This window comes from Xanthomonas sp. D-99 (genome assembly GCF_017746145.1).
Classification (GTDB): domain Bacteria; phylum Pseudomonadota; class Gammaproteobacteria; order Xanthomonadales; family Xanthomonadaceae; genus Xanthomonas; species Xanthomonas cissicola.
Genome location: NZ_JAGHWU010000005.1, coordinates 123,430 through 143,486, shown reverse-complemented (window position 1 = coordinate 143,486; position 20,057 = coordinate 123,430). Strand labels below are relative to the sequence as shown.

The following is a 20,057-nucleotide window of genomic DNA, read 5'->3' as shown; positions in this document are numbered from 1 at the left end:
CGGTGCCTAGCGAGACGCGATGTCGTCGGGTCGTGGCCGCAGTGCGATGCGTACATCCAGTGGCCGCAACACGAGCGCAGGGAACGGCGTGGGGTGAGCGTCGGCAGCCAGATGCAGGCTGCGCGCACGCAACACGGTGGCGATGACTGCGGTCATCTGGGTCAGGGCCAGCATGCTGCCGATGCAACTACGTGGGCCGCCGCCGAATGGGAAGTAGCTGTAGCGTGCCAGCGAATGGGTGGCGCTGTCGTCTAGCCAGCGTGCGGGCAGGAAAGCCTCCGGATCGGGAAAATGACGTTCGTCGCGGTGTACGACCCACGGGCTGATCAGCAGTTGGGTGCCGCTTGGGACGTGGAAGCCATCCAGAGAGGTGTCGCGTTGCGCAATCCTCGCGGTCATCCAGGCTGGCGGATACAGGCGCATGGCCTCTTTCAGGCAGGCCCGCGCCTGCGGCAAGCGGTCGAGCAACCCGATGCCGGTATCAGCGTCGTCCAGTCCGTCTGCTTCCTGTGCAACGTGCCGTGCCACGTTTGGATGCTGCGCAAGCAGCAGCAAGGTCCAGGTCAGTGCGGCCGCCATCGGTTCCAGCGCCGACATCAGCATCGCCGCTGCCTCGTCGCGGCACCAGCCGCTGCCACCTTGTGCAGCGTCGGCCAGTAACAGAGACAGGACCGATGCCGGATGTGGGGGCTGCTGCCTGGCGCGCATCAAAATTTGTTCCAGCGCCATGTCGAGATCCGCGCGTGCGCGGCGCATGCGCTGTCGATGCGCCGATGGCCACCATGCCGGCGCCGGGGATTGATCGCGCGTCTGCTGCAGAATCGCATCGACCATCGGCAGCATGCGCAGCAGGTCAGGTGCATGTGCCGGATTCCCAAGCAGAAAGCCGGCGCCCAGTTGCGCGCATAGTTCAGTCATCAGCGCGCGCATGTCCTGTGCAGCGACGCACTGGCACTGGTCGCGTAGAAGCGCCATCGTGGCAGCCGATGCCTGTGCTGCAGAGTCGCGCACTAGGGCTGCACGAAACGCAGGCTGCAGCATCTGCCGCTTGTGCCGCCAGACTGAGCCAGTGCTATTCATCACCGAAGCGGGAAATGCCGCGCGTCGTGCGCTCGGGTCAGGATCGGTCTTGCCGTAAAGCGTCCCGTCATCACTCAGCACCGTAGCGATCGTGGCCGGTGCGGCGAGCAGATACGTGTGTCTTGCGACCCTGACCACGTCGCCATGCATGCGCGCGCACGATTGCAGGAACGCCAAGGGATCTTCAGAGAACTGCCGGCGGTTGCCGAATGCCCAGTGTCCAACCGGGCCAGGGGGAAGTGCGTGCCTGCGACCTGAGTTCATGCGTGTTTGGCTGTTGCCGACGACCCAGCAGGCGGTGCGCTATATGGACGCAGAGCGGACCAGCAGCGATACCACGCTGTCACGGGAGGCCTCTCCCCCGTGACAGCGTGGGAGGTTAATAGGTGTAGATGTAACCGAGCTTGCGGCCGCCGATGGCCTGGATCCAGCGCCGCAGAGCATGAAAAAGACGTTTCATCACGGTCTCCTTGTAAGGTCGAAGTCAACGGCATGCTGATTTGTGGAATGTTGTTGAGGACGAATGGTTGTCCAGCGACGTGTCAATAGACTAGCTATGACCTGCATTGGTCAAACCCGATTGCGCAAACCCGTCGCGGTAGACGTAGTATTTCGATTCATTGTCTCCGCCGCGAACGCCCCAGCTTCATCGCCGCGTACTATCGCCATACTGTTTTAAACGCGAGCGCGCAGTATGCCCGGCAATTCTCAATACGATCGGATGGCTGCGTTCTACGATGGCTTCCATGATCGTTGGCCGACACAGGCACTGCAGCGATGCGTGCAAACCCTGGCCGACCTCGCCGATGGACGTGCATCGCTGGAGTTGGGCATCGGCAGCGGGCGTATCGCACTGCCGTTGGCCCAATGTGGCGTGCCAGTGACCGGCATCGACAATGCGCGCGCAATGCTCGACGTATTGCGTACCAAACCTGGCAGCGATCAGCTACAACTGATCTGCGCTGATTTTGCCGACATGCCGTTGAGTGGGGCGTTTGGTCTGATCTACACGGTGAATTCGTTTGGGTACCTGCTCACCCAGGCCGAGCAGTTGCGCTGCGTCGTCAATGCCACGCGTTGCCTTGCGCCCGACGGCATGCTCGTGATCCAGAGCGCGGTCCCTGGCGCCGAAGTGTTCGACGGTAGCGGAAAGATAAGCCAGGTGCTCGACCTTCCGGAGACGCAGAGCGAGGGCGCCGCCGTCATGCTGGTGTGCTCGCAACCCGATCCGGTGAAACAGCGAATCGATCAACGGGTGGTCGTCATGAGCGAGGATGGGACGCGCATCTTTTCCGAGCGTCGACGCTACGTTTGGCCGTCGGAACTCGACCTGATGGCGCAGATCGCGGGTTTGCGACTGCACGCTCGATGGGGCGGTTGGGGCCGCGAGCCGTATGACGCGCGCAGCCGCATCCAGATCTCGGTGTACGTGTTGGCGGATACAGTCATGCAGTGAGGCCCTGGTGCTGTTTCGCTGCAAGCGGTGGAAGGTGGCTAGTCCGGCAGGCCGATGGTTGTGGTGATGCTTCTACGGGCTTGCGGTGGTGAGGGGTAGGCTGACCTAGCTCAGGTGTGGCACAGCATCTCAGTCAGGCATGGTTCCCGCTGATCACACAAAACGGGCGCCTTGCGGCGCCCGTTTTGTGTGCATGGCGATGGTTTGCCGATGGATCAGTAGCGGTAATGATCCGGCTTGTACGGGCCAGCCACGTCCACGCCGAGGTAGTCGGCCTGGTCCTTGGTGAGGGTGGTCAGCTTCACGCCGATCTTTTCCAGGTGCAGACGCGCGACTTCTTCATCCAGGTGCTTGGGCAGGATGTAGACCTTCTTCTCGTAGGTGTCGCGCTTTTCCCACAGGTCGATCTGGGCCAGGGTCTGGTTGGCGAACGAGTTGGACATCACGAAGCTCGGGTGGCCGGTGGCGCAGCCCAGGTTCACCAGGCGGCCGTCGGCCAGCAGGAAGATCGCGTTGCCGTTGGGGAACACGTACTTGTCCACCTGCGGCTTGATGTTGATCTTCTGCACGTCCTTCAGCGCCTTGAGCGCATCGACCTGGATCTCGTTGTCGAAGTGGCCGATGTTGCACACGATGGCCTGGTCCTTCATCGCCTGCAGGTGCTCGACGGTGATGATGTCCTTGTTGCCGGTGGTGGTGACGTAGATGTCGGCACGGCCCAGGGTGGATTCGATGGTGTTGACTTCGAAGCCTTCCATCGACGCCTGCAATGCGCAGATCGGGTCGATTTCAGTGACGATCACGCGGGCGCCATAGGCGCGCAGCGAGGCAGCGCTGCCCTTGCCGACATCGCCGTAGCCGCAGACCACGGCGACCTTGCCGGCCAGCATCACGTCCATTGCGCGCTTGAGGCCATCGGCCAGCGACTCGCGGCAGCCGTAGAGGTTGTCGAACTTGCTCTTGGTGACCGAGTCGTTGACGTTGATAGCCGGGATCAGCAGCTTGCCGGCTTCGGCGATCTGGTACAGGCGGTGCACGCCAGTGGTGGTCTCTTCGGAGACGCCCTTCCAGTCCTTGACCACGCGGCCCCAGTAGCCCGGGCGCTCCACGGCGACGCGCTTGAGCAACGCCTTGATGACGCCCTCCTCGTGCGAGGAGGCCGGCTCGTCCACCCAGGTGCTGCCATTTTCGAGCTCGTAGCCCTTGTGGATCAGCAGGGTGACGTCGCCGCCGTCGTCCACCACCAGCTCGGGGCCGGTGAGGGTGCCGTCGGGCAGGGTGAAGGTCAGCGCGTCCAGGGTGCAGTCCCAGTACTCTTCCAGCGTCTCGCCCTTCCAGGCGAACACGGGGGTGCCGGTCGCGGCGATCGCCGCGGCGGCGTGGTCCTGCGTGGAGAAGATGTTGCACGAGGCCCAGCGCACATCGGCACCGATGTCCTTGAGCGTTTCGATCAGCACGGCGGTCTGGATGGTCATGTGCAGCGAGCCGGTGATGCGCACGTCCTTCAGCGGCTTGGTCTGCGCGTGCTTGCGGCGGATCGACATCAGGCCCGGCATTTCGTGCTCGGCGATGTCCAGCTCCTTGCGGCCCCAATCGGCCAGGGAGATATCGGCAATCTTGTAGTCGGTGTGCGGGGTGATCTTTGTGACAGCGTTCATGCAATGGCTCCGGTAGGCAAACGAATGTCTGCAATGCCGGGCGCCGTTGAACGGTAACTGCTGGTCGAGCCTGGCCGTGTACCTGCACCTGTGGTGCAGTGAGCGGATCAGTCCGCCCTACCGGTCGCAGCGCCCCTCGACGAGAGGGCCCGATTATATCGGCAGCACCCCCGCGTGGCATGAATTGCGGCCGACCCCCTACCAACGGCAGGGGAGCGGCCGACAGGCGGCTGCTATGGTCCGGAGTCGATCATCAGCGGGGACGGACAATGCGGGCGAAACGGCATGCGCAAGGCTGGCGGCAGCACACATGGGCATTGGCAGGGGCGCTGGCATTGAGCGCACCGGTGATGGCCGGGGCGGCTAGCCCGGCCGCGACCAATGTGGCAGTCGTGCAACCAGGCCCTGCGCCAGGCGGCGGTTATCAACTGCCCTCCAAGGCGCTGCAGGCGGTGGTGGACGCCCCGCGTGCGCCGCTGCTGCAGCTCTCGCCCAGGCGCGATCTGGCCGCGATGCTGCAACTGCCGGCACTGCCGGACATCGCCGAGGTGGCCCAGCCGGAGCTGAAGCTGGCCGGCCTGCGCATCCATCCGAAGACCTTCGCGGCCAGCCGCTTTTCGTTCGCCAGCAAGCTGTGGCTGCTATCGGTGGCCGACGGCAGCGAGCGGCAGATCGCCGGGTTGCCCTCGCCGTTGTCGCTGGCCGATCTGAGCTGGTCGCCCGACCAACGCCATCTGGCGTTCCGCCGCGAAGATGCTGCCAGCGGTGCCAACGAACTGTGGCTGGTAGACGTGGCGGCCGGGCAGGCGCGGCGGCTGGTGGCCGGCTTGAACACCAGCGTCAACGACGACGTGCGTTGGTTGCCCGATGGCAGCGGTTTGCTGCTGCAGCAGCAAGTCGCCGGGCAGGGCACGCCACCGAGCCGCGATGCGACGCCGACCGGCCCGGCCACCCAGCAGACCAGTGCGGCCGCCGGGGTGCGCTCGCTGCCCACCTACCAGGATCTGCTGCGCAATGAAGCCGATGCGCGCGTGTTCGAGTACTACGCCACCGGCCAGCCGATCATCGTCACGGTGGCCGGGCAGGTGCGCCCGATCGCCACGCCGGGCATCTATCTCAACCTGTCGGTGTCGCCGGATGGCCGTTACATCCTGAGCGAACGCAGCGAGCGGCCGTTCTCGTATCTGGTGCCGGTTGACAACTTCGCGCGCCGCATCGAGGTGCTGGACCTGCAGGGCAAACTGGTGCGCCAGATCGCGCAGCTGTCGTTGGTGGAAGGCCTGCCGACCGGTAACGACGCGGTACCGGTCGGGGTGCGCGATATCGCCTGGCGGCACGATGCACCGGCCACGCTGGTGTGGGCCGAAGCGCAGGACGGTGGCGACCCGGCACGCGAGAGCAAGGTCCGCGATGCGGTGCGGATGCAGGCCGCGCCGTTCAACCGCACACCGGTGACGCTGGCGCAGTTGGGCAGCCGGTTCGAAGGCATCCAGTGGGGCCGCGGCGATCTGGCGATCTTGAGCGAAAGCTGGTGGAAGACTTGCCGCACCAAGCAATGGCGCATCGCACCGGATCAACCGCAACGCGCGCCCGAACTGTTGTGGGACCGCTCCTCGCAGGACCGCTACAAGGACCCGGGCACGCCGGCGACGGTGGCCGACGGCAAGGGCCACCCGCTGCTGCAGACCAGCAGCGATGGCAACAGTCTGTTCCTGTTCGGCAAGGGCGCTTCGCCGGAAGGCGATCGCCCCTTCGTCGATCGATTCGATCTGCGCAGCAAGCAGGCCACACGGCTGTTCCACTCGCAGGCGCCGGCCTATTCGGCACCGCTGGCCTTGCTGGACGCGCAGCCCACGCAACTGCTGCTCAGCCGCGAATCGCCGGAGGAACCGGCCAACTATGTCGTGCAATCGCTGGGCGATGGCGCCGCCGCGGTGCGCGCGTTGACGCACTTCGCACACCCGCTGCCGCAATTGCGCGGCGTGCAGAAGGAGCAGATCCGCTACAAGCGTGCCGATGGCGTGGACCTCACTGCCACACTCTTGCTGCCACCTGGTTACGACCCCAAGCGCGATGGCCCACGGCCGTTGCTGATGTGGGCCTACCCGGGCGAATTCAAAAGCGCCGACACCGCCAGCCAGGTCACCGACTCGCCGTACCGTTTCAACGCGATCAGTTACTGGGGGCCGCAGGCGTTTCTGGCGATCGGCTATGTGGTGCTCAACAACCCGAGCATGCCGATCGTGGGCGAAGGCGATGCAGAACCCAACGACACCTATGTGCCGCAGCTGATCGCCGATGCGCAGGCGGCCGTGGACGAAGTGGTGCGGCGCGGCGTCACCGACCGCGAGCACATCGCCATCGGCGGGCATTCCTACGGTGCCTTCATGACCGCCAACCTGCTCGCGCACACGCGCCTGTTCAAGGCCGGCATCGCACGGAGCGGCGCCTATAACCGCACGCTCACTCCATTCGGTTTCCAGGCCGAGGAGCGCAATTACTGGCAGGCGCAATCGGTGTACCAGGCGATGTCGCCATTCAATTACGCCGACAAGATCAAGGACCCGCTGCTGCTGATCCACGGCCAGGACGACAACAATACCGGCACCTTTCCGATCCAGAGCGAGCGCATGTTCGCCGCGATCAAGGGCCTGGGCGGCACTGCGCGCCTGGTACTGTTGCCCAACGAATCGCATGCCTACCGCGCGCGGCAATCGATCATGCAGATGCTGGCCGAAAGCGAGCAGTGGTTGAAGACCAATGTCGGCGATCCCGCGCAGGCGGAAGTGCCGTCCAAGCGTTGATCGTCGGCGCGCGCAATGCGGTGCGAACGCAACTCGGATCGTCGCACCGCACCTAGGAGCGCACCCGGGCGCGACCAGGCGTTACCGGTAAAGCTCCATCGCGCCCGGGTGCGCTCCTACGCATTGCTTGCCGGCGCCGGGCGACGGATTCCAATGGCGCGCACGAACGTGGGCGGCACTTGATGCAGGATGGTTTGGTCTGAAACCGTCCTGCGCGTCGCGATCATCTAATCCTTTTGGGTTAGTCTTCGACGACTTTGCGCTTGAAGAGGGTGTGCGTTTCCGATGAACGAGTACCGCAGCAGTCTTGTGTTCGCTACCCCCGATCTTCCCTTGCGCGACGATGTGCGTCGGCTCGGTGCACTGGTGGGTGATCTGCTCGCCGAGCAGGTCTCTGCGGAATTCCTCGATGAAATCGAACGCGTGCGCACCACCGCCATTTCGCGGCGTGAAAGCGATGCCCCGCCGTCCACGTTGAGCGAGCAATTGGCCGGGCGCGAGCCGCGCGACGCCGAAGCGCTGGTCCGGGCATTCAGTACGTATTTCCAGGTGGTCAATATCGCCGAGCGCGTGCACCGCATCCGCCGCCGTCGCGAATACCAGCGGAGCGGCACCGACACGCCGCAGCCCGATGGCCTGCACGACGCATTGCGCCGGCTCAAGGCGCAGGGCGTGACCCTGGACGAACTCAGCCAATGGTTGCCGCGCATCGACGTGGAGCCGGTGTTCACCGCGCATCCCACCGAGGCGGTACGGCGCGCGCTGCTGGAGAAAGAGCAGCTGATGGTCGCCAGCCTGGTCGACAACCTGGACGGCATGCGCACGCCCAACGAACGCGCCAGCGATGCCGCGCGCTTTCGCATGGCCCTGACCGCGTCGTGGCAGACCGCCGATTCCTCGCCGGTGCGCCCCACCGTGGACGACGAGCGCGAGCATGTGGGCTTCTACCTCACCCAGGTGCTCTACCGCATCGTCCCGGTGATGTACGAAACGCTCGAACACGCCATCGAAGAAACCTACGGTAGCGTGCCGGCATTGCCGCGCCTGCTGCGCTTCGGCACCTGGGTGGGCGGCGACATGGACGGCAATCCCAACGTGGATGCCACCACCATCGCCGGGACGCTGGACGCGCAGCGGCGCGCGGTGCTGGACCGCTATCAAAAAGAACTCTGGCAGTTGGCCAGCCTGCTCAGCCAATCGACCACGCTGGTGCAGGTGAGCGGCGAACTCACCGCGCAGCTGGAACGCTACCGCGCGTTGCTCCCCGACGCCGCCGCGCGTTCGCGCCCGCGCCATGGCGACATGCCGTACCGCCTGCTCAACGACCTGATGCGCGCGCGCCTGCAGGCCACCCTGGACGATGCCGATGGTGCCTATGCCGCTCCATCGGAGCTCGAACACGATCTGCAGCTGATCCTGGACAGCCTGCAGGCCAACAAGGGCCTGCATGCCGGGTGGTTCGCGGTACGACGCCTGTTGTGGCGCGTGCGCAGCTTTGGTTTCCATCTGGCGCGGCTGGACGTGCGCCAGGAATCGAGCGTGCATGCGCGCGCAGTGGCCGATGCCCTGGACCAGACCGACTGGGACGCACAGGACGCCGCCCAGCGCGCCGCCGTGCTCGGCCCGTATGCCGCAGGGCAAGACCCCTTGCCGCGCGTGGAAGATGAAGGCAATGCACGGTTGGATGCGGTATTCGCCGCGCTTGCCGATGCACGTACGCGCCACGGCGCCGATGCATTGGGCAGCTACATCATCTCGATGGCGCATAACCGCGCCGACGTCTTGACCGTGCTGGCACTGGCGCGTCGTGGCGGCCTGGTCGACAACGCCGGCGCTGTGCCGCTGGATATCGTGCCGCTGTTCGAAACCGTGGACGATCTGCGTGGTGGCACCGGCACCGTGCAGGACCTGCTGGCCGACCCGGTCTATCGCCAGCATCTGGCCGCGCGCGGCGATACCCAGATGGTGATGCTGGGCTATTCGGACAGCGGCAAGGACGGCGGCATCGCCGCCTCGCGCTGGGGTCTGCAACGCGCGCAGGTCGAGCTGCTGGAAGCGGCCGCCGAGCTGGGCGTACGGCTCACCTTCTTCCACGGCCGTGGCGGCTCGATCGCGCGCGGCGGCGGCAAGACCAGCCGCGCGCTGGATGCCGCACCGCGCGGCAGCGTGGATGGACGCTTGCGCGTCACCGAGCAGGGCGAGGTAATCCACCGCAAATATGGCATTCGCGCATTGGCGTTGCGCTCGCTGGAGCAGATGACCGGCGCGGTGTTGCTCTCGAGCCTGCGCCCGCGTGCGCCCGAGCCGCGGGAGGCGCGTTGGCGCCCGGTGATGGATCTGGTGGCCGAACGCAGCACGGTCGCGTATCGCGCCTTCGTTGGCGCGCCGGAGTTCATGCAGTACTTCCGCCTGGCCACGCCGATCGATGTGATCGAACGCATGACGCTGGGTTCGCGCCCGTCGCGGCGGCTGGGCCAGGACGCGGCGCTGTCCAACCTGCGTGCGATTCCATGGGTATTTGCGTGGAGCCAGGCGCGTGCGGTGATTCCCGGCTGGTACGGCGTGGGCAGCGGCCTGCAGGCGGCGGTGGATGCCGGGCATGAAGATACCTTGCGCGAAATGGCGCAGGACTGGCCGTTCTTCCGCACCTTTCTGGACGACATCGCCATGGTCTTGTCCAAGGGCGATCTGAACATCGCCGAGCTGTTCTCGCGCTTGTCCGGCGACCTGCACACGCGGTTTTTCCCGCTGATTGGCGACGAACTGGCATTGACCAAGGGCTGGGTGAAGGCGCTGCTGCAACAACGATCGCTGTTGCAGCACGACCCGCGGCTGGCGTTGTCGATCCGCCTGCGCAATCCCTACATCGACCCGATCAGCGTGCTGCAGGTGGATCTGCTGCAACGCTGGCGCGCCACCGATGGCGAAGACCAAGCGCTGCTGCGTGCGCTGGTGGCCTGCGTCAATGGCGTCTCGCAAGGCGTGCAGAACACCGGCTGATTGCAGGCCCGGCTGCAGGGGCGGGCAGGGAACAGATCCACCGCAAGCCAACGGCGACCATGCCGTTGGTCGGAGAACGCGCACACACGGCAAGCGGACTCTGGCGTTAACGGACAAATCTGTCCGATAATGCCGGCATGATGACTTCCCGCCCCGATGCCGCGCTGCGCCGCCGGCAGATTCTCGATGCCGCCGACGAGGTGTTCAGCGAACATGGCGTCAATGCCCCGCTAGAGCTGGTGGTGGAGCGCGCCGGATTGGGGCGCGCCACGCTCTATCGCAATTTCCCCGATCGGCTGGCGCTGATGACGGCATTGATGGCGCGTGGCCTGGATGGGCTGGAGCGCCTTGCCGCCGACCTCGCCGACCGTCCGGATGGCCTGGCGGTGCTGCTGCACGATGTCGCCGAGCACATCGCCCAGTCGTCGCCGCTGGTGGATTTCTGGCGCTCGATCGAACGCGCGCACCCGGCGGTGGAGGCAGCAGATCGGCGTGCGGTCGGCATCTTTCTGCCATTCGTCCATCGCGCCCGCGACGCCGGGCTGTGCCGGGCCGATGTCGACGAGGAGCAAGTGCTGTTGGTGATCGACATGCTGGGGAGCTGTCTGCGCGGCAACGATGAGGCAGAACGCAAACGGCTTGCGCATCGCTCGGCCGATCTGTTGATGCATGCGCTGGGCATGCAGGTGCCCGTAGGCGGCACGCGATGACACCGGCCACCCGCGCCCGCATCGGTCGCTGGGCACTGCGCGTTGCGCTGGTGCTGGCCGCCGGATGGGGTGGCCTGGCGATTTATTACGCACTGAGCGGCAACGCCTTCGTCCGCGCCGGGTGGGTGGCCTCGTGGTGCGCGATGGCGGTGGCAGCGTTATGGGGGCTGCGTCGCGGCCGCGAGAACTGGGCCCTGGTGGGCATCTTCAGTGCCGCATTCGTGGTGCTTGCGGTGTCGTGGTGGATGATGCAGCCCAGCCAGGACCGCGACTGGGCCGACGATGTCGCCCAGCGTCTGCAGCCGCAGGTGCAGGGAAGCATCGTCACCCTGCACAACGTGCGCAATTTCGACTGGCGCAGCGAGACCGACTACGTGCCGCATTGGGAGACGCGGCACTACGATCTGAACCGCCTGGTCAGCGCAGATCTTGCGCTCTCGTACTGGATGGGACCGGCGATTGCGCACACGCTGGTGTCGTTCGGCTTCGATGACGGTTCGCACGTGGTGTTTTCGCTGGAAATCCGCAAGCAACGTGGCGAATCGTTTTCCGCGTTGGGCGGATTCTTCCGCAGTTTCGAAGAAACCCTGGTGGCCGCCGACGAACGCGACATCCTGCGCGTACGCACCAACGTGCGTGGCGAAGACATGTACCTGTATCGCCTGGTGATTCCCAAGGCCGGATTGCGCCGCATGTTCATGGGTTACGTGGAGCTGGCCAACGAACTCGATCGCAAGCCGGCGTTCTACAACACGCTCACCAGCAACTGCACCACGATCGTATTTGCGCTGGTGCGGCAATTGCAGCCCACATTGCCGCTGGATCACCGCCTCCTGCTGTCCGGCTATGTTGACCAATACGCCTACGACCATCACGGCCTGATGCCCGGTTATCCCTTCGCCACCTTGAAGCAGCACGGGCATTTCACCGCGCGTGCGATCGCCGCCGACAAGGCCACGGATTTTTCGGCGCGCATCCGTGCCGGCATGCCGCTGGCGCCGGCGCCGGCGCCAGGCGCAACAGCGACCACGCCACGATGATGCCGCGCATGCCCCGGTCCCGTGCCGCCGCATTCCTGGCGGGAGTGCTGGCAAGTGTGTGGTTGAGCGGCTGCGCCATGGTGACGGTGCAGTCGCGCAACAGCGGCGACTACATCGCGCAAACGCGTGGCGATGTGCTGAGCACCGGTGAATTGAGTCAGTCCGGCAGCGAGACCTTGCAGGTTGCCGGCCTGCAGCCCAAGGCTTGCCGCACCGCACCGCTGCCGTGCCTGCAGCAGCTCACCAGTGAGGGCGGTATCGGCGATGAGCGGCGTTTGGCCACGCAGGCGGAATTGTGGACCGCGCGTGCCATCGCGCTGAGCGGGCGCAACCCCACCACGATGAGCGATGCCGCGGTGGAGGCCTGGTTGGAAGCAGCGCGGCATGCGTATGCGTACCTGTTTTTTACCGCGCGCGCGCCCAGCGCGCGGGCGTTCGAGAACCGCCAGTCGCAGGTGCGCGATTACTACAATTACGCCGTGCAGCAGGTGGTGGAGCGCCTGTTCGCACGGTCGCAACAAGCCGGCGAAACCACCCCGGCATCCACCACGGTCGGGCGCTGGCAGCTCGACGTCGATCTGTCCGCCTACCGGCTGCCGGGTGACGGCAATGCACCACGTGCGATCTTTGCCGCCTCGGCGCTGCGCTTCAATGGCCTGCGCAGCACCTACCGGCGCGATGGATTCGGCGCCGAGCTAGTCGCGGAAGTGGACCCGCAAGTGGTTGGCGACCCCGCTGGGCTGGCGTTGCAGCAGGCTGTCGCGGCGGGTGCGGCGACCGATCGCCCGTTACCGACGTTCAGCGAAATGCCGTACGCGCCGGCAACGATCTTGCTGCGTTTCGAGGGCGAGACGCTCGCCGAGGTGTTGCGCAGCCACCTGGTCACCGTGGTGCCGTACGACCCGTATCGCCAGAACGAAGTGGTGCTGCATGGTCAACGGGTGCCGCTGTCCGGCAACTTCACTGCCGCGTATGGATTGTGGCTGGCCAAATCCGGATTTGCGGAGCAGTCGCTGCGGTCGATGCTGGGCAGCGCACGCGGTATCGATCGTCCGCACCTGTATCTGATGCAGCCCTACGATCCCGACCGACGCGTGCTGCTGATGCTGCACGGCTTGGCCAGCAGCCCGGAGGCCTGGGTCAATGTGGCCAACGAAGTGATGGGCGATGAAACGCTGCGCCAGCGTTACCAGATCTGGCAGGTGTATTACCCGACCAATGCGCCGATGGCGATCACTCGTGCGGAAATTCAGTCGCTGGTGGACCGTAGCCTGCAGCACTTCGATCCGTCCGGCCGTGCGATCGCCTCGCACGACATGGTGTTGGTGGGGCACAGCATGGGCGGGGTGATCGGGCGGTTGCTGGTGTCGTCCTCTGGTGAGCAATTGTGGGATTCGCTGCTGCAGAACTACCGGCTGGACGGCGAACGCGGCGCGCGTATCCGCGCCAAGTTGTGGCCATTGCTGCACTTCTCGCCGATGCCGCAAGTCGACCGCGCCATCTTCATCGCCGCGCCGCATCGCGGTACGCCATTGGCCGAGGGCGGGCTGGGGCGGTTTGTCGGTAAATTGATACGCCTGCCGGGCGCGTTGCTGGATCGCTTCGGCGATGTGATGCAGGACCTGGCCAACAGCGAACGCGACGATCCGGGCGGCGCTCCCCGCCGCAAAGACCGCGCGCTGGTGCCCACCAGCATCGACAACCTGCGCGACACCGATCCGTTCGTGCGCGCCACGATGGACCTGCCGATCTCTCCAAACGTGCAGTACCACACCATCATCGGGCGCGAGAAGCCGCAGGTACCACTGGCCGATTCCGACGACGGCCTGGTGCCGTATCGCAGCGCGCATCTGGATGGCGCGGCCTCGGAACTGGTGGTGACCTCCTGGCACAGCGTGCAGGAAACGCCGCAGGCCATTCTGGAGATTCGCCGCATCCTGCATGTGCAGTTGCAGGCGGAGCAACAGGCCTCGCACGCGCCGGGCCGCTAGGCTGCAGGTCGGCCGATCCAGATTCGCGTGCTCCACTGGCGGCACCGGCATGCAGCCCGCGAGCCCCGTGTCTTAGCGCCATGTTGACCGCGCGCGTGCTATCCAGGCGGGTCTCGTACAGGCTCGAACAAGGAAGAGGCGATGCGCAAGCGGTCGGCGATGTTGTGGGTGCCGGTGTTGTTGGTCGGATGCGGGCATGGCGAAGCTCCAAAGGACGCCAGCGCTGCTGTCAGTGCAACCGGCCCTGCACCGGTGCAGCCTGCGGGCGCATCCAACGCTGCAGCGGCGGTCGACCAGGCCGCACCGGAATTTCCGGCCATCCCGACCATCGTGGTGCCCGACATCGTCGGCGTCACTCCCGCGCAACGTGCACTGGAAGCATCGCTGCAGGACATTCTCGACCCGATCCAAGGCGTCAGCCTGGCCCCGGCACGCTGCGGCGATGGCGGTAACCTGATCACCGATGCCGGCATCACCAGCGTCGACGCCAACGGCAACCTGGTGCGCAATGGCGAGGGCGGCCTGTTCGATCTCAAGGCCGACGGCAGTGGCACCGCCAACTTCGAGGGCGGGTTGGTCAACGTCAATGCCGATGGCAGCGGCACCATCAATGCGACCGGCGACGGTGGGTCCGGTGGGGCGCTCATCGATGTGCAGTCTGATGGTGGCGGCACCTACAACGGCCCGGCCGGCTTGATCAGTCTGGACGGCAAGGGCGCCGGCACCTGGAACAGCGAAAAGAGCGGGCTTGTCGACAATCGCGGCGATGGCAGCGGCATCTGGAACGGGCCACGCGGGCTGGTCACCATCAACGCCGACGGCTCGGGCACCTGGAACGGTCCTGATGGCCTGGTGCAGAACCGCGGCGACGGCACCGGCACGCTCGGTACGCCGCCGCGCGAAGTCCGCATGCCACCATTACCGAAAGTGCCGCCAGCAGGCCGCTTCCCGCCGCTGCAAAAGTTCGTGCCGCCCGGCACACCCTGCGGTTACCTGATCACCCTGAACGACCGCATCCTGTTCGACTTCGACAAATCCGACATCCGCGCCGACGCGGCGCGCGTGCTCGACACCCTGGGCGCCGCACTGAGCAAGGTCACGGCAAAAGACATGCAGGTGCGCGGGCACACCGATGCCAAGGGCAGCGATGATTACAACCAGGCGCTGTCCGAGCGCCGCGCCAATGCCGTGCTGGCGGCGTTGCGCGCCCGTGGCGCCGCGCAGTCGGCCAACGCAAAGGGCTATGGCGAATCGCAGCCGGTGGCGCCCAATACCGTCAACGGCCAGGACAACCCGGGCGGGCGGCAGCTCAATCGACGGGTGGAGATCTTCCTGCGTACCTGACGCAGGCGTGGCGGGCGCGGAGCGGGCTTGACCGCGTTGGTGCCGATTGCCTCGCGTGCACCGTGACGCGCGTCGGTCGCAGGCTGGCTGGTGGCCGGAGGCTGCCGGCTACACCCGCCGTCCGCGTGCGCAACCATCACATGATTGAGATGCGTCTGCGCCACAACCAGGGCCCGTGCATCGCGTCGCCAGCGCGCATGCCCTGCTGTCGGTGGATGTATGCGCCAGGCAGGCAGCGCACTCCGTCGACAATTTTCGCCTCCATACGGCAACGACTGTGCGGACTTGCGCATGCGTTGCGCGCATTTGTCATGTTCGCAATTACGGTCACCAAACTGACATGCCGCATCACCACCATGCGCGGCGCCTGCTTGCAGGCCTGATGCAGTTCCGCCTCCGCTGGCTGCGTCGCTTCCTCACATTCGCGGCGGCGCAGTCTTGGTGCGCTGCTGCATTCATCGGATTCGCTCATGATCGTTCGTTGTTCGCTGTTGCGTCCTTCGCGGTTGTCGCAGGCGCTGTGTTTGTCGTTGTGCGCCCTGTACGGCCATGCTGCGGCCCAACAGACGCAGGCCACCACGCCCGCACAGGGCGAGATGGCCACGCTGGACAAGGTCACTGTCGCCGCCACGCGCTATAACGCGACCGACATGCAGATGGCCGCCACCAATACGGTCAACGTGTTGTCGGCCGATGATCTCAAGACCACCGCCGTGCACAACGTCGCCGAAGCGCTGGGCCTGATGCCGGGCGTCAACGTGATCAATACCGGGCAGTCGTATTTCGGCGGCATCGACGGCGCCGCGCGCGGCGAGGGCATGTTCTCATCGGTGCGCGGCCTCAATGCCGAATACAACGTCAACCTGATCAACGGCATCAACGTCGCGCAAGGCATGCCGTACAGCCGCGGCGTGCAATTGAGCCTGCTGCCGCCTTCGGGCCTGCAGACCATCGTGTTGAACAAGACCTCCACCGCCGACATGGACGGCGATGCGATCGGCGGCACCATCGATTACCGCACGCCCAGCGCATTCGATTCGCCCGATCGCCAGGGCGGCAGCGTGACCTTGAGTGGACGCCTGGAAAGCCGTGCACGCGACTACGGCGATTCCGGGCTGGGCAGTGGCGCAGCCGGCGACTGGCATGCGCGTTTCGGCGATGCCGGGCAGTTCGGCGTGTCGGTCAGTGCGTACTACGACGAGCGCCATTTCGTGAACAGCGAAGTGGCCTCTGCCTCGGCTGCACGCAACGATGGCGCATGGAAATTCGCACGTGCCGATGCCAGCGGCAATCTGGCCGCCGGCGCCGACCCGCAAGAGGTCCTGCAGAGCACTGGCGTCAATATCGGTTACTCGCAGGGCGATACACGCCGCTACGGCGGCAACGCGGCCTTCGATTGGCGCGTGGATCCCAGCTTGCATCTGTATGCACGCATGACCTACGCCTTCGCCAAGACCGAGCAGAACACCGGCTACACGCAGTTCGTGCCGGCCAATGTCAGCTTCACGCAAATCGGCAGCAGCGGCGTGTATCAGCCGCAGATCAATCGCGTCGCAGTGCGTTACTGGTACGAAACCAACCCGGAACAGGCCGACCTTGCCACCGTGCAGTTCGGCGCAGAAAAGCAGTTTGGACATTGGACATTCGCGCCCAACATCTTCTACGGCACCGGTAATAACGACCGCCCGGATCACGTGGAAATCTCCGCGCGCAACGACCAGTACAGTTCGACCAACTTCGCCTACGGCGCCAACCGTTTCATCAGCTACAACGGCGATGGTTTCCCGATTCCATTGCTCACCCCGGCCATGCAGGCGCAGGCCTCGGACGTGGGTAGCCTGTATGCGCGACGCACCGGGCAGATTTCCAAGCAATACAGCGGCCAGGACAAGGGCGGCGGCAAGTTCGACGTGGCATATGACGTCGATGCGGGGCTGCTCAGCCGCATTGCCTTTGGCGTGAAGTATGTCGACAGCTCGCGCAGCTTTACCGATCGCGATTGGACCAATGCCAAGTACACCGACGGTACCTTGTTGCGCGATACCGGCCTGATCGCGCAGCGCTACGATGCGGTTTATCCAGGCCAATACGCGTTTCCCACCGTGCGCCTGAGCAATGCAGCGCTCAACGACCTGATCGCACGCACGCTCACCCCCGCCAGCTTCGACAGTTGCGGCCAGTTGGCGATCAACAACCTCAACTGCAATACCATGCGCGCCACCGAAGCGGTGAGCGCTGCCTATGCAATGGCCACCTTGCGCAGCGGTAACTGGGAAATCCTGCCCGGCGTACGCTTCGAACATACCGCCATCACCAACACGTTCTGGGCGCAGCCGGCCGCCATCAACGGTGCCGAGCAGGTCGGCGCATTCGCCAAGAACCACACGCGCTACAACGTCGCCTTGCCCAGCGTGTTCGTCAATTACCGGCCCGATGGCGATGGCGCGGTGTATCGCGGCTCGGTGTGGACCAGCTACACGCGCCCGGCCTTCGTACAACTGGGCGGCGGCCGCTCCACCGACATCTCCAGCGATGGCCAGACCACCATCACCGAAGGCAACCCGGATCTGAAACCGATCAAGTCGCTCAACGTGGACCTGTCGGGCGAATGGCAGAACGACAGCGGCGGCCACGCCATGCTGGCCGGCTATTACAAGCGCCTCACCGATTACATCTACGAGAGCGGTTCGAACGCCGCCAATGCCGGCGAAAGCGAAAGCGGCACTATCCGTTTCGTACGTCCGCAAAACGGCGGCGACGGCCGCGTGCTGGGCATCGAAGCGGCCGTGCGGCAAACCTTCCAGGGCCTGCCCGCACCGCTGGATGGCTTCGGCATCGGTGCCAACATTACCCGCCAGACCACGCGGGTGGACCTGGGAGAAGAAGGTTTCGCGCACGAACGTATCCAGAACGCGCCGAACCTGCTCGCCAATGCGGAGCTGTTCTACGAAAAGGGGCCGTGGTCGGTCAACCTGAGCTATCACTACTCCGGCCAATACGTGTCGGTGTACGACTATCTCAATCAGGGCGCAAACTGGGACAACCTGTGGATCAAGCCGATCACCCGCGTGGACCTGCATCTGGGCTATGCACCGAACGATCACCTGCGCGTGGATCTGTCGGTGGCCAACCTCACCAAGCAGCACAGCTACTGGGCACACGTCGGCCACGAGACCGATGCGATCTCCGACATCGTCGATTCCGGCATGACCAGCCTGTTGACCGCCAAGTATGTGTTCTGAGCGCGCACGATTCGCATGCGCCGACCTGCCAGGCGCGCAGCAAGATGCAGATGTCATGACGGACGCGCGGCATGGCGCAGACCGCGCACGCGCTTGCGATGGAACGGGGCAGTGGGCATTGCAACGCGCGTTGCCGGCCAGCGGTGGGGAGCTGGGATGGGCTGCCCGCGTTGTCGCGAGCGTGGGTGCCGCGATGGGGATCGCGGCACCCACGCGGCAGGCAAGGCGCAGGCAGTGGGTCGGCATTGCACCGAGGGCTTGTACGCCCCGTGGCACGCCGGTGGCAACCGGCAGCGTGCTGTGCCTGGTGTTGGCGGCTGCGTTGGCGTTGGGCGGCTGCACCGCATCGATCCCGAGCGTGTCCACAGCGCGCGCATCCACACGCAGTGGCGATCAATCGAACGGCACCGCCGGCAAACAGGTGGGCACCGAAGCGCCGGCATCCGCGCAGACCGCGCAGCTGGAGCGCGTCGTGGTGGTGTTCCGGCATGGCGTGCGCGCGCCGCTGCAAGGCGAGGCGGCCGCCGCGCACTATGCCGACCAACCCTGGCCGCAGTGGTCCACGCCTGCCAGCCTGCTCACTCCGCATGGTCGTCAAGGCGTGCGTTTGAGTGGCGAGTATCTGCGCCAGTGGTTGGTGCAGCAGGCGCTGTTGCCGCGCAGCGGGTGTCCGGCAACCGGCAGCATGTCGGTGTGGGCCAATACCGATCAACGCACCATCGAGAGTGGCGCCCTGCTGGCCGACGCGCTCGCACCCGGCTGCGGCGTCGTCGCCGGGCATCGGGAGGCTGGCAGCAACGACCCGCTGTTTCGACCGATCGAAGCCGGCACGTTGCCGTTCGATGCGGCGGCAGCGGTCGCATCGATCCAGCAACAGACCGGAGGCCCTGCCGCCTTGCTGCAAGGCCATGCTGCCGAGCTGCAGGCACTGCAGCAGATTCTGGGCTGTACGCGCACGCCCTGCGATTTCGCGCAGATGCCTTCCACGCTGGCGCCGTCGGCAAACGGGCGCGGGCTTAAGTTAGGTGGGCCCATTGACCTGACCTCCGGCACCGGCGAGGTGTTGCTGCTGCAATACGCAGAGGGCCTGCCGCTCGCGCAGGTCGGTTGGGGCCGTGCGACGCCCGAGCGCCTGGCCCAGGTCTCACGCTTGCACGCATTGCTGTTCGACATTTACGCACGGCCGCACTACATGGCCTCGCGTTCGGGCGCACCGCTGGCGCGCGAGGTCTTGCAACGTTTCGGCGACGCGCAGGCGCCGAAGGTCTCGGTGTTCGTCGGCAGCGACACCCACATCGCCGCGTTGAGCGGCCTGCTGGATGTGCATTTCCATCTGCCCGGCTACGGCGCCGACGACCCGCCACCGGGCGGCGCCTTGTTGCTTGGTCTGTGGCGCGAACCCGGCGGCGAGCGGGTGGTGCGCGCCCAATACCTGGCCCAATCGCTGGATCAACTGCGCACCCTGGCACCGCTGGATCTGGCCCATCCGCCGTTGCAGCAGGAACTGTCGCTGGGCTTGTGCGCTCCGGAGCAACGTATGGCCTGCCCATTGGCGGATTTTGCGATGGCGCTTGAACAGCAGTTACAGCTCGATCGATAGCAACAGGTTCGCGACCGCTGTTCTGCGGTGGTCCACATGGCATGTGGCTTCGCCCCGTACCCTCACCCCAACCCCTCTTCCGCGGGGAGAGGGGCTTGAGCGGCGGCGGCGTCGTTGTCCCTTCTCCCGCAA

11 protein-coding genes, 1 pseudogene and 1 riboswitch are annotated in these 20,057 nt (G+C 65.5%); of the genes and pseudogenes, 9 read left to right on the top strand and 3 right to left on the bottom strand.

What is annotated here, in order from left to right; translation table 11 throughout:
* Positions 1–6: 6 nt before the first annotated feature.
* The gene (locus J7360_RS02885) at positions 7–1,344 is read right to left on the bottom strand and encodes a cytochrome P450 (protein WP_081027593.1); all 1,338 of its coding nucleotides are present in this window, start codon (positions 1,342–1,344) and stop codon (positions 7–9) included.
* Positions 1,345–1,774: 430 nt separating this feature from the next.
* On the opposite strand from J7360_RS02885, the gene J7360_RS02880 reads away from it, so the two are divergent.
* The gene (locus J7360_RS02880; protein ID WP_057660542.1) at positions 1,775–2,536 is read left to right on the top strand and encodes a class I SAM-dependent methyltransferase; all 762 of its coding nucleotides are present in this window, start codon (positions 1,775–1,777) and stop codon (positions 2,534–2,536) included.
* Between the two features lie 215 nt (positions 2,537–2,751).
* On the opposite strand, the gene ahcY is transcribed toward J7360_RS02880, so the two are convergent.
* Positions 2,752–4,194, bottom strand: a complete 1,443-nt coding sequence (gene ahcY / locus J7360_RS02875; RefSeq protein WP_005921033.1) for an adenosylhomocysteinase — start codon at positions 4,192–4,194, stop codon at positions 2,752–2,754.
* Positions 4,195–4,225: 31 nt separating this feature from the next.
* A riboswitch (S-adenosyl-L-homocysteine riboswitch) is annotated at positions 4,226–4,338 on the bottom strand.
* 125 nt (positions 4,339–4,463) lie between these two features.
* Between ahcY and J7360_RS02870 the strand changes: the two genes are divergently transcribed.
* The 6 genes from J7360_RS02870 to J7360_RS02845 all read left to right on the top strand — a co-directional run bounded on the left by J7360_RS02870 (position 4,464) and on the right by J7360_RS02845 (position 15,083).
* Entirely contained in the window at positions 4,464–6,998 is a 2,535-nt protein-coding gene (locus J7360_RS02870) for a prolyl oligopeptidase family serine peptidase (protein ID WP_057660538.1), read from the top strand.
* 285 nt (positions 6,999–7,283) lie between these two features.
* A complete protein-coding gene (gene ppc, locus J7360_RS02865; RefSeq protein ID WP_057660535.1) occupies positions 7,284–9,998 on the top strand; it encodes a phosphoenolpyruvate carboxylase in 2,715 nt (904 codons plus the stop codon).
* A 137-nt stretch (positions 9,999–10,135) separates the two neighbouring features.
* On the top strand, positions 10,136–10,708 hold the full coding sequence (locus J7360_RS02860; RefSeq protein ID WP_005910834.1) for a TetR/AcrR family transcriptional regulator: 573 nt from the start codon (positions 10,136–10,138) through the stop codon (positions 10,706–10,708).
* Entirely contained in the window at positions 10,705–11,748 is a 1,044-nt protein-coding gene (locus tag J7360_RS02855; protein ID WP_209033220.1) for a DUF4105 domain-containing protein, read from the top strand. Before J7360_RS02860 ends, J7360_RS02855 begins: the two co-directional genes overlap by 4 nt.
* The gene (locus J7360_RS02850; RefSeq protein WP_209033218.1) at positions 11,745–13,739 is read left to right on the top strand and encodes an alpha/beta hydrolase; all 1,995 of its coding nucleotides are present in this window, start codon (positions 11,745–11,747) and stop codon (positions 13,737–13,739) included. The genes J7360_RS02855 and J7360_RS02850 overlap by 4 nt, the downstream gene beginning before the upstream one ends.
* A gap of 141 nt (positions 13,740–13,880) precedes the next feature.
* Entirely contained in the window at positions 13,881–15,083 is a 1,203-nt protein-coding gene (locus tag J7360_RS02845; protein WP_209033216.1) for an OmpA family protein, read from the top strand.
* A gap of 146 nt (positions 15,084–15,229) precedes the next feature.
* Here the strand turns inward: J7360_RS02845 and J7360_RS02840 are convergent.
* A pseudogene (locus J7360_RS02840) lies at positions 15,230–15,555 on the bottom strand (hypothetical protein); the annotation flags it as partial.
* Here J7360_RS02840 and J7360_RS02835 point away from each other — a divergent pair.
* Both J7360_RS02835 and J7360_RS02830 read left to right on the top strand, forming a co-directional pair.
* Positions 15,554–18,325, top strand: coding sequence for a TonB-dependent receptor (locus J7360_RS02835; RefSeq protein ID WP_007962759.1), 2,772 nt, complete (start codon positions 15,554–15,556; stop codon positions 18,323–18,325). The pseudogene J7360_RS02840 and the gene J7360_RS02835 sit on opposite strands and share 2 nt — an antisense overlap.
* The gene (locus J7360_RS02830) at positions 18,315–19,925 is read left to right on the top strand and encodes a histidine-type phosphatase (RefSeq protein ID WP_057660526.1); all 1,611 of its coding nucleotides are present in this window, start codon (positions 18,315–18,317) and stop codon (positions 19,923–19,925) included. The genes J7360_RS02835 and J7360_RS02830 overlap by 11 nt, the downstream gene beginning before the upstream one ends.
* The last annotated feature ends 132 nt before the right edge of the window (positions 19,926–20,057 follow it).

What these genes read in the sequence shown, in the direction of transcription:
- J7360_RS02855 (WP_209033220.1), top strand. Translation starts at nt 10,705, where the DNA reads ATGACACCGGCCACCCGCGCCCGCATCGGTCGCTGGGCACTGCGCGTT.
- J7360_RS02845 (WP_209033216.1), top strand. Translation starts at nt 13,881, where the DNA reads ATGCGCAAGCGGTCGGCGATGTTGTGGGTGCCGGTGTTGTTGGTCGGA.
- J7360_RS02870 (WP_057660538.1), top strand. Translation starts at nt 4,464, where the DNA reads ATGCGGGCGAAACGGCATGCGCAAGGCTGGCGGCAGCACACATGGGCA.
- ahcY (WP_005921033.1), bottom strand. Translation starts at nt 4,194, where the DNA reads ATGAACGCTGTCACAAAGATCACCCCGCACACCGACTACAAGATTGCC.
- J7360_RS02850 (WP_209033218.1), top strand. Translation starts at nt 11,745, where the DNA reads ATGATGCCGCGCATGCCCCGGTCCCGTGCCGCCGCATTCCTGGCGGGA.
- J7360_RS02830 (WP_057660526.1), top strand. Translation starts at nt 18,315, where the DNA reads ATGTGTTCTGAGCGCGCACGATTCGCATGCGCCGACCTGCCAGGCGCG.
- J7360_RS02860 (WP_005910834.1), top strand. Translation starts at nt 10,136, where the DNA reads ATGATGACTTCCCGCCCCGATGCCGCGCTGCGCCGCCGGCAGATTCTC.
- J7360_RS02885 (WP_081027593.1), bottom strand. Translation starts at nt 1,344, where the DNA reads ATGAACTCAGGTCGCAGGCACGCACTTCCCCCTGGCCCGGTTGGACAC.
- J7360_RS02835 (WP_007962759.1), top strand. Translation starts at nt 15,554, where the DNA reads ATGATCGTTCGTTGTTCGCTGTTGCGTCCTTCGCGGTTGTCGCAGGCG.
- J7360_RS02880 (WP_057660542.1), top strand. Translation starts at nt 1,775, where the DNA reads ATGCCCGGCAATTCTCAATACGATCGGATGGCTGCGTTCTACGATGGC.
- ppc (WP_057660535.1), top strand. Translation starts at nt 7,284, where the DNA reads ATGAACGAGTACCGCAGCAGTCTTGTGTTCGCTACCCCCGATCTTCCC.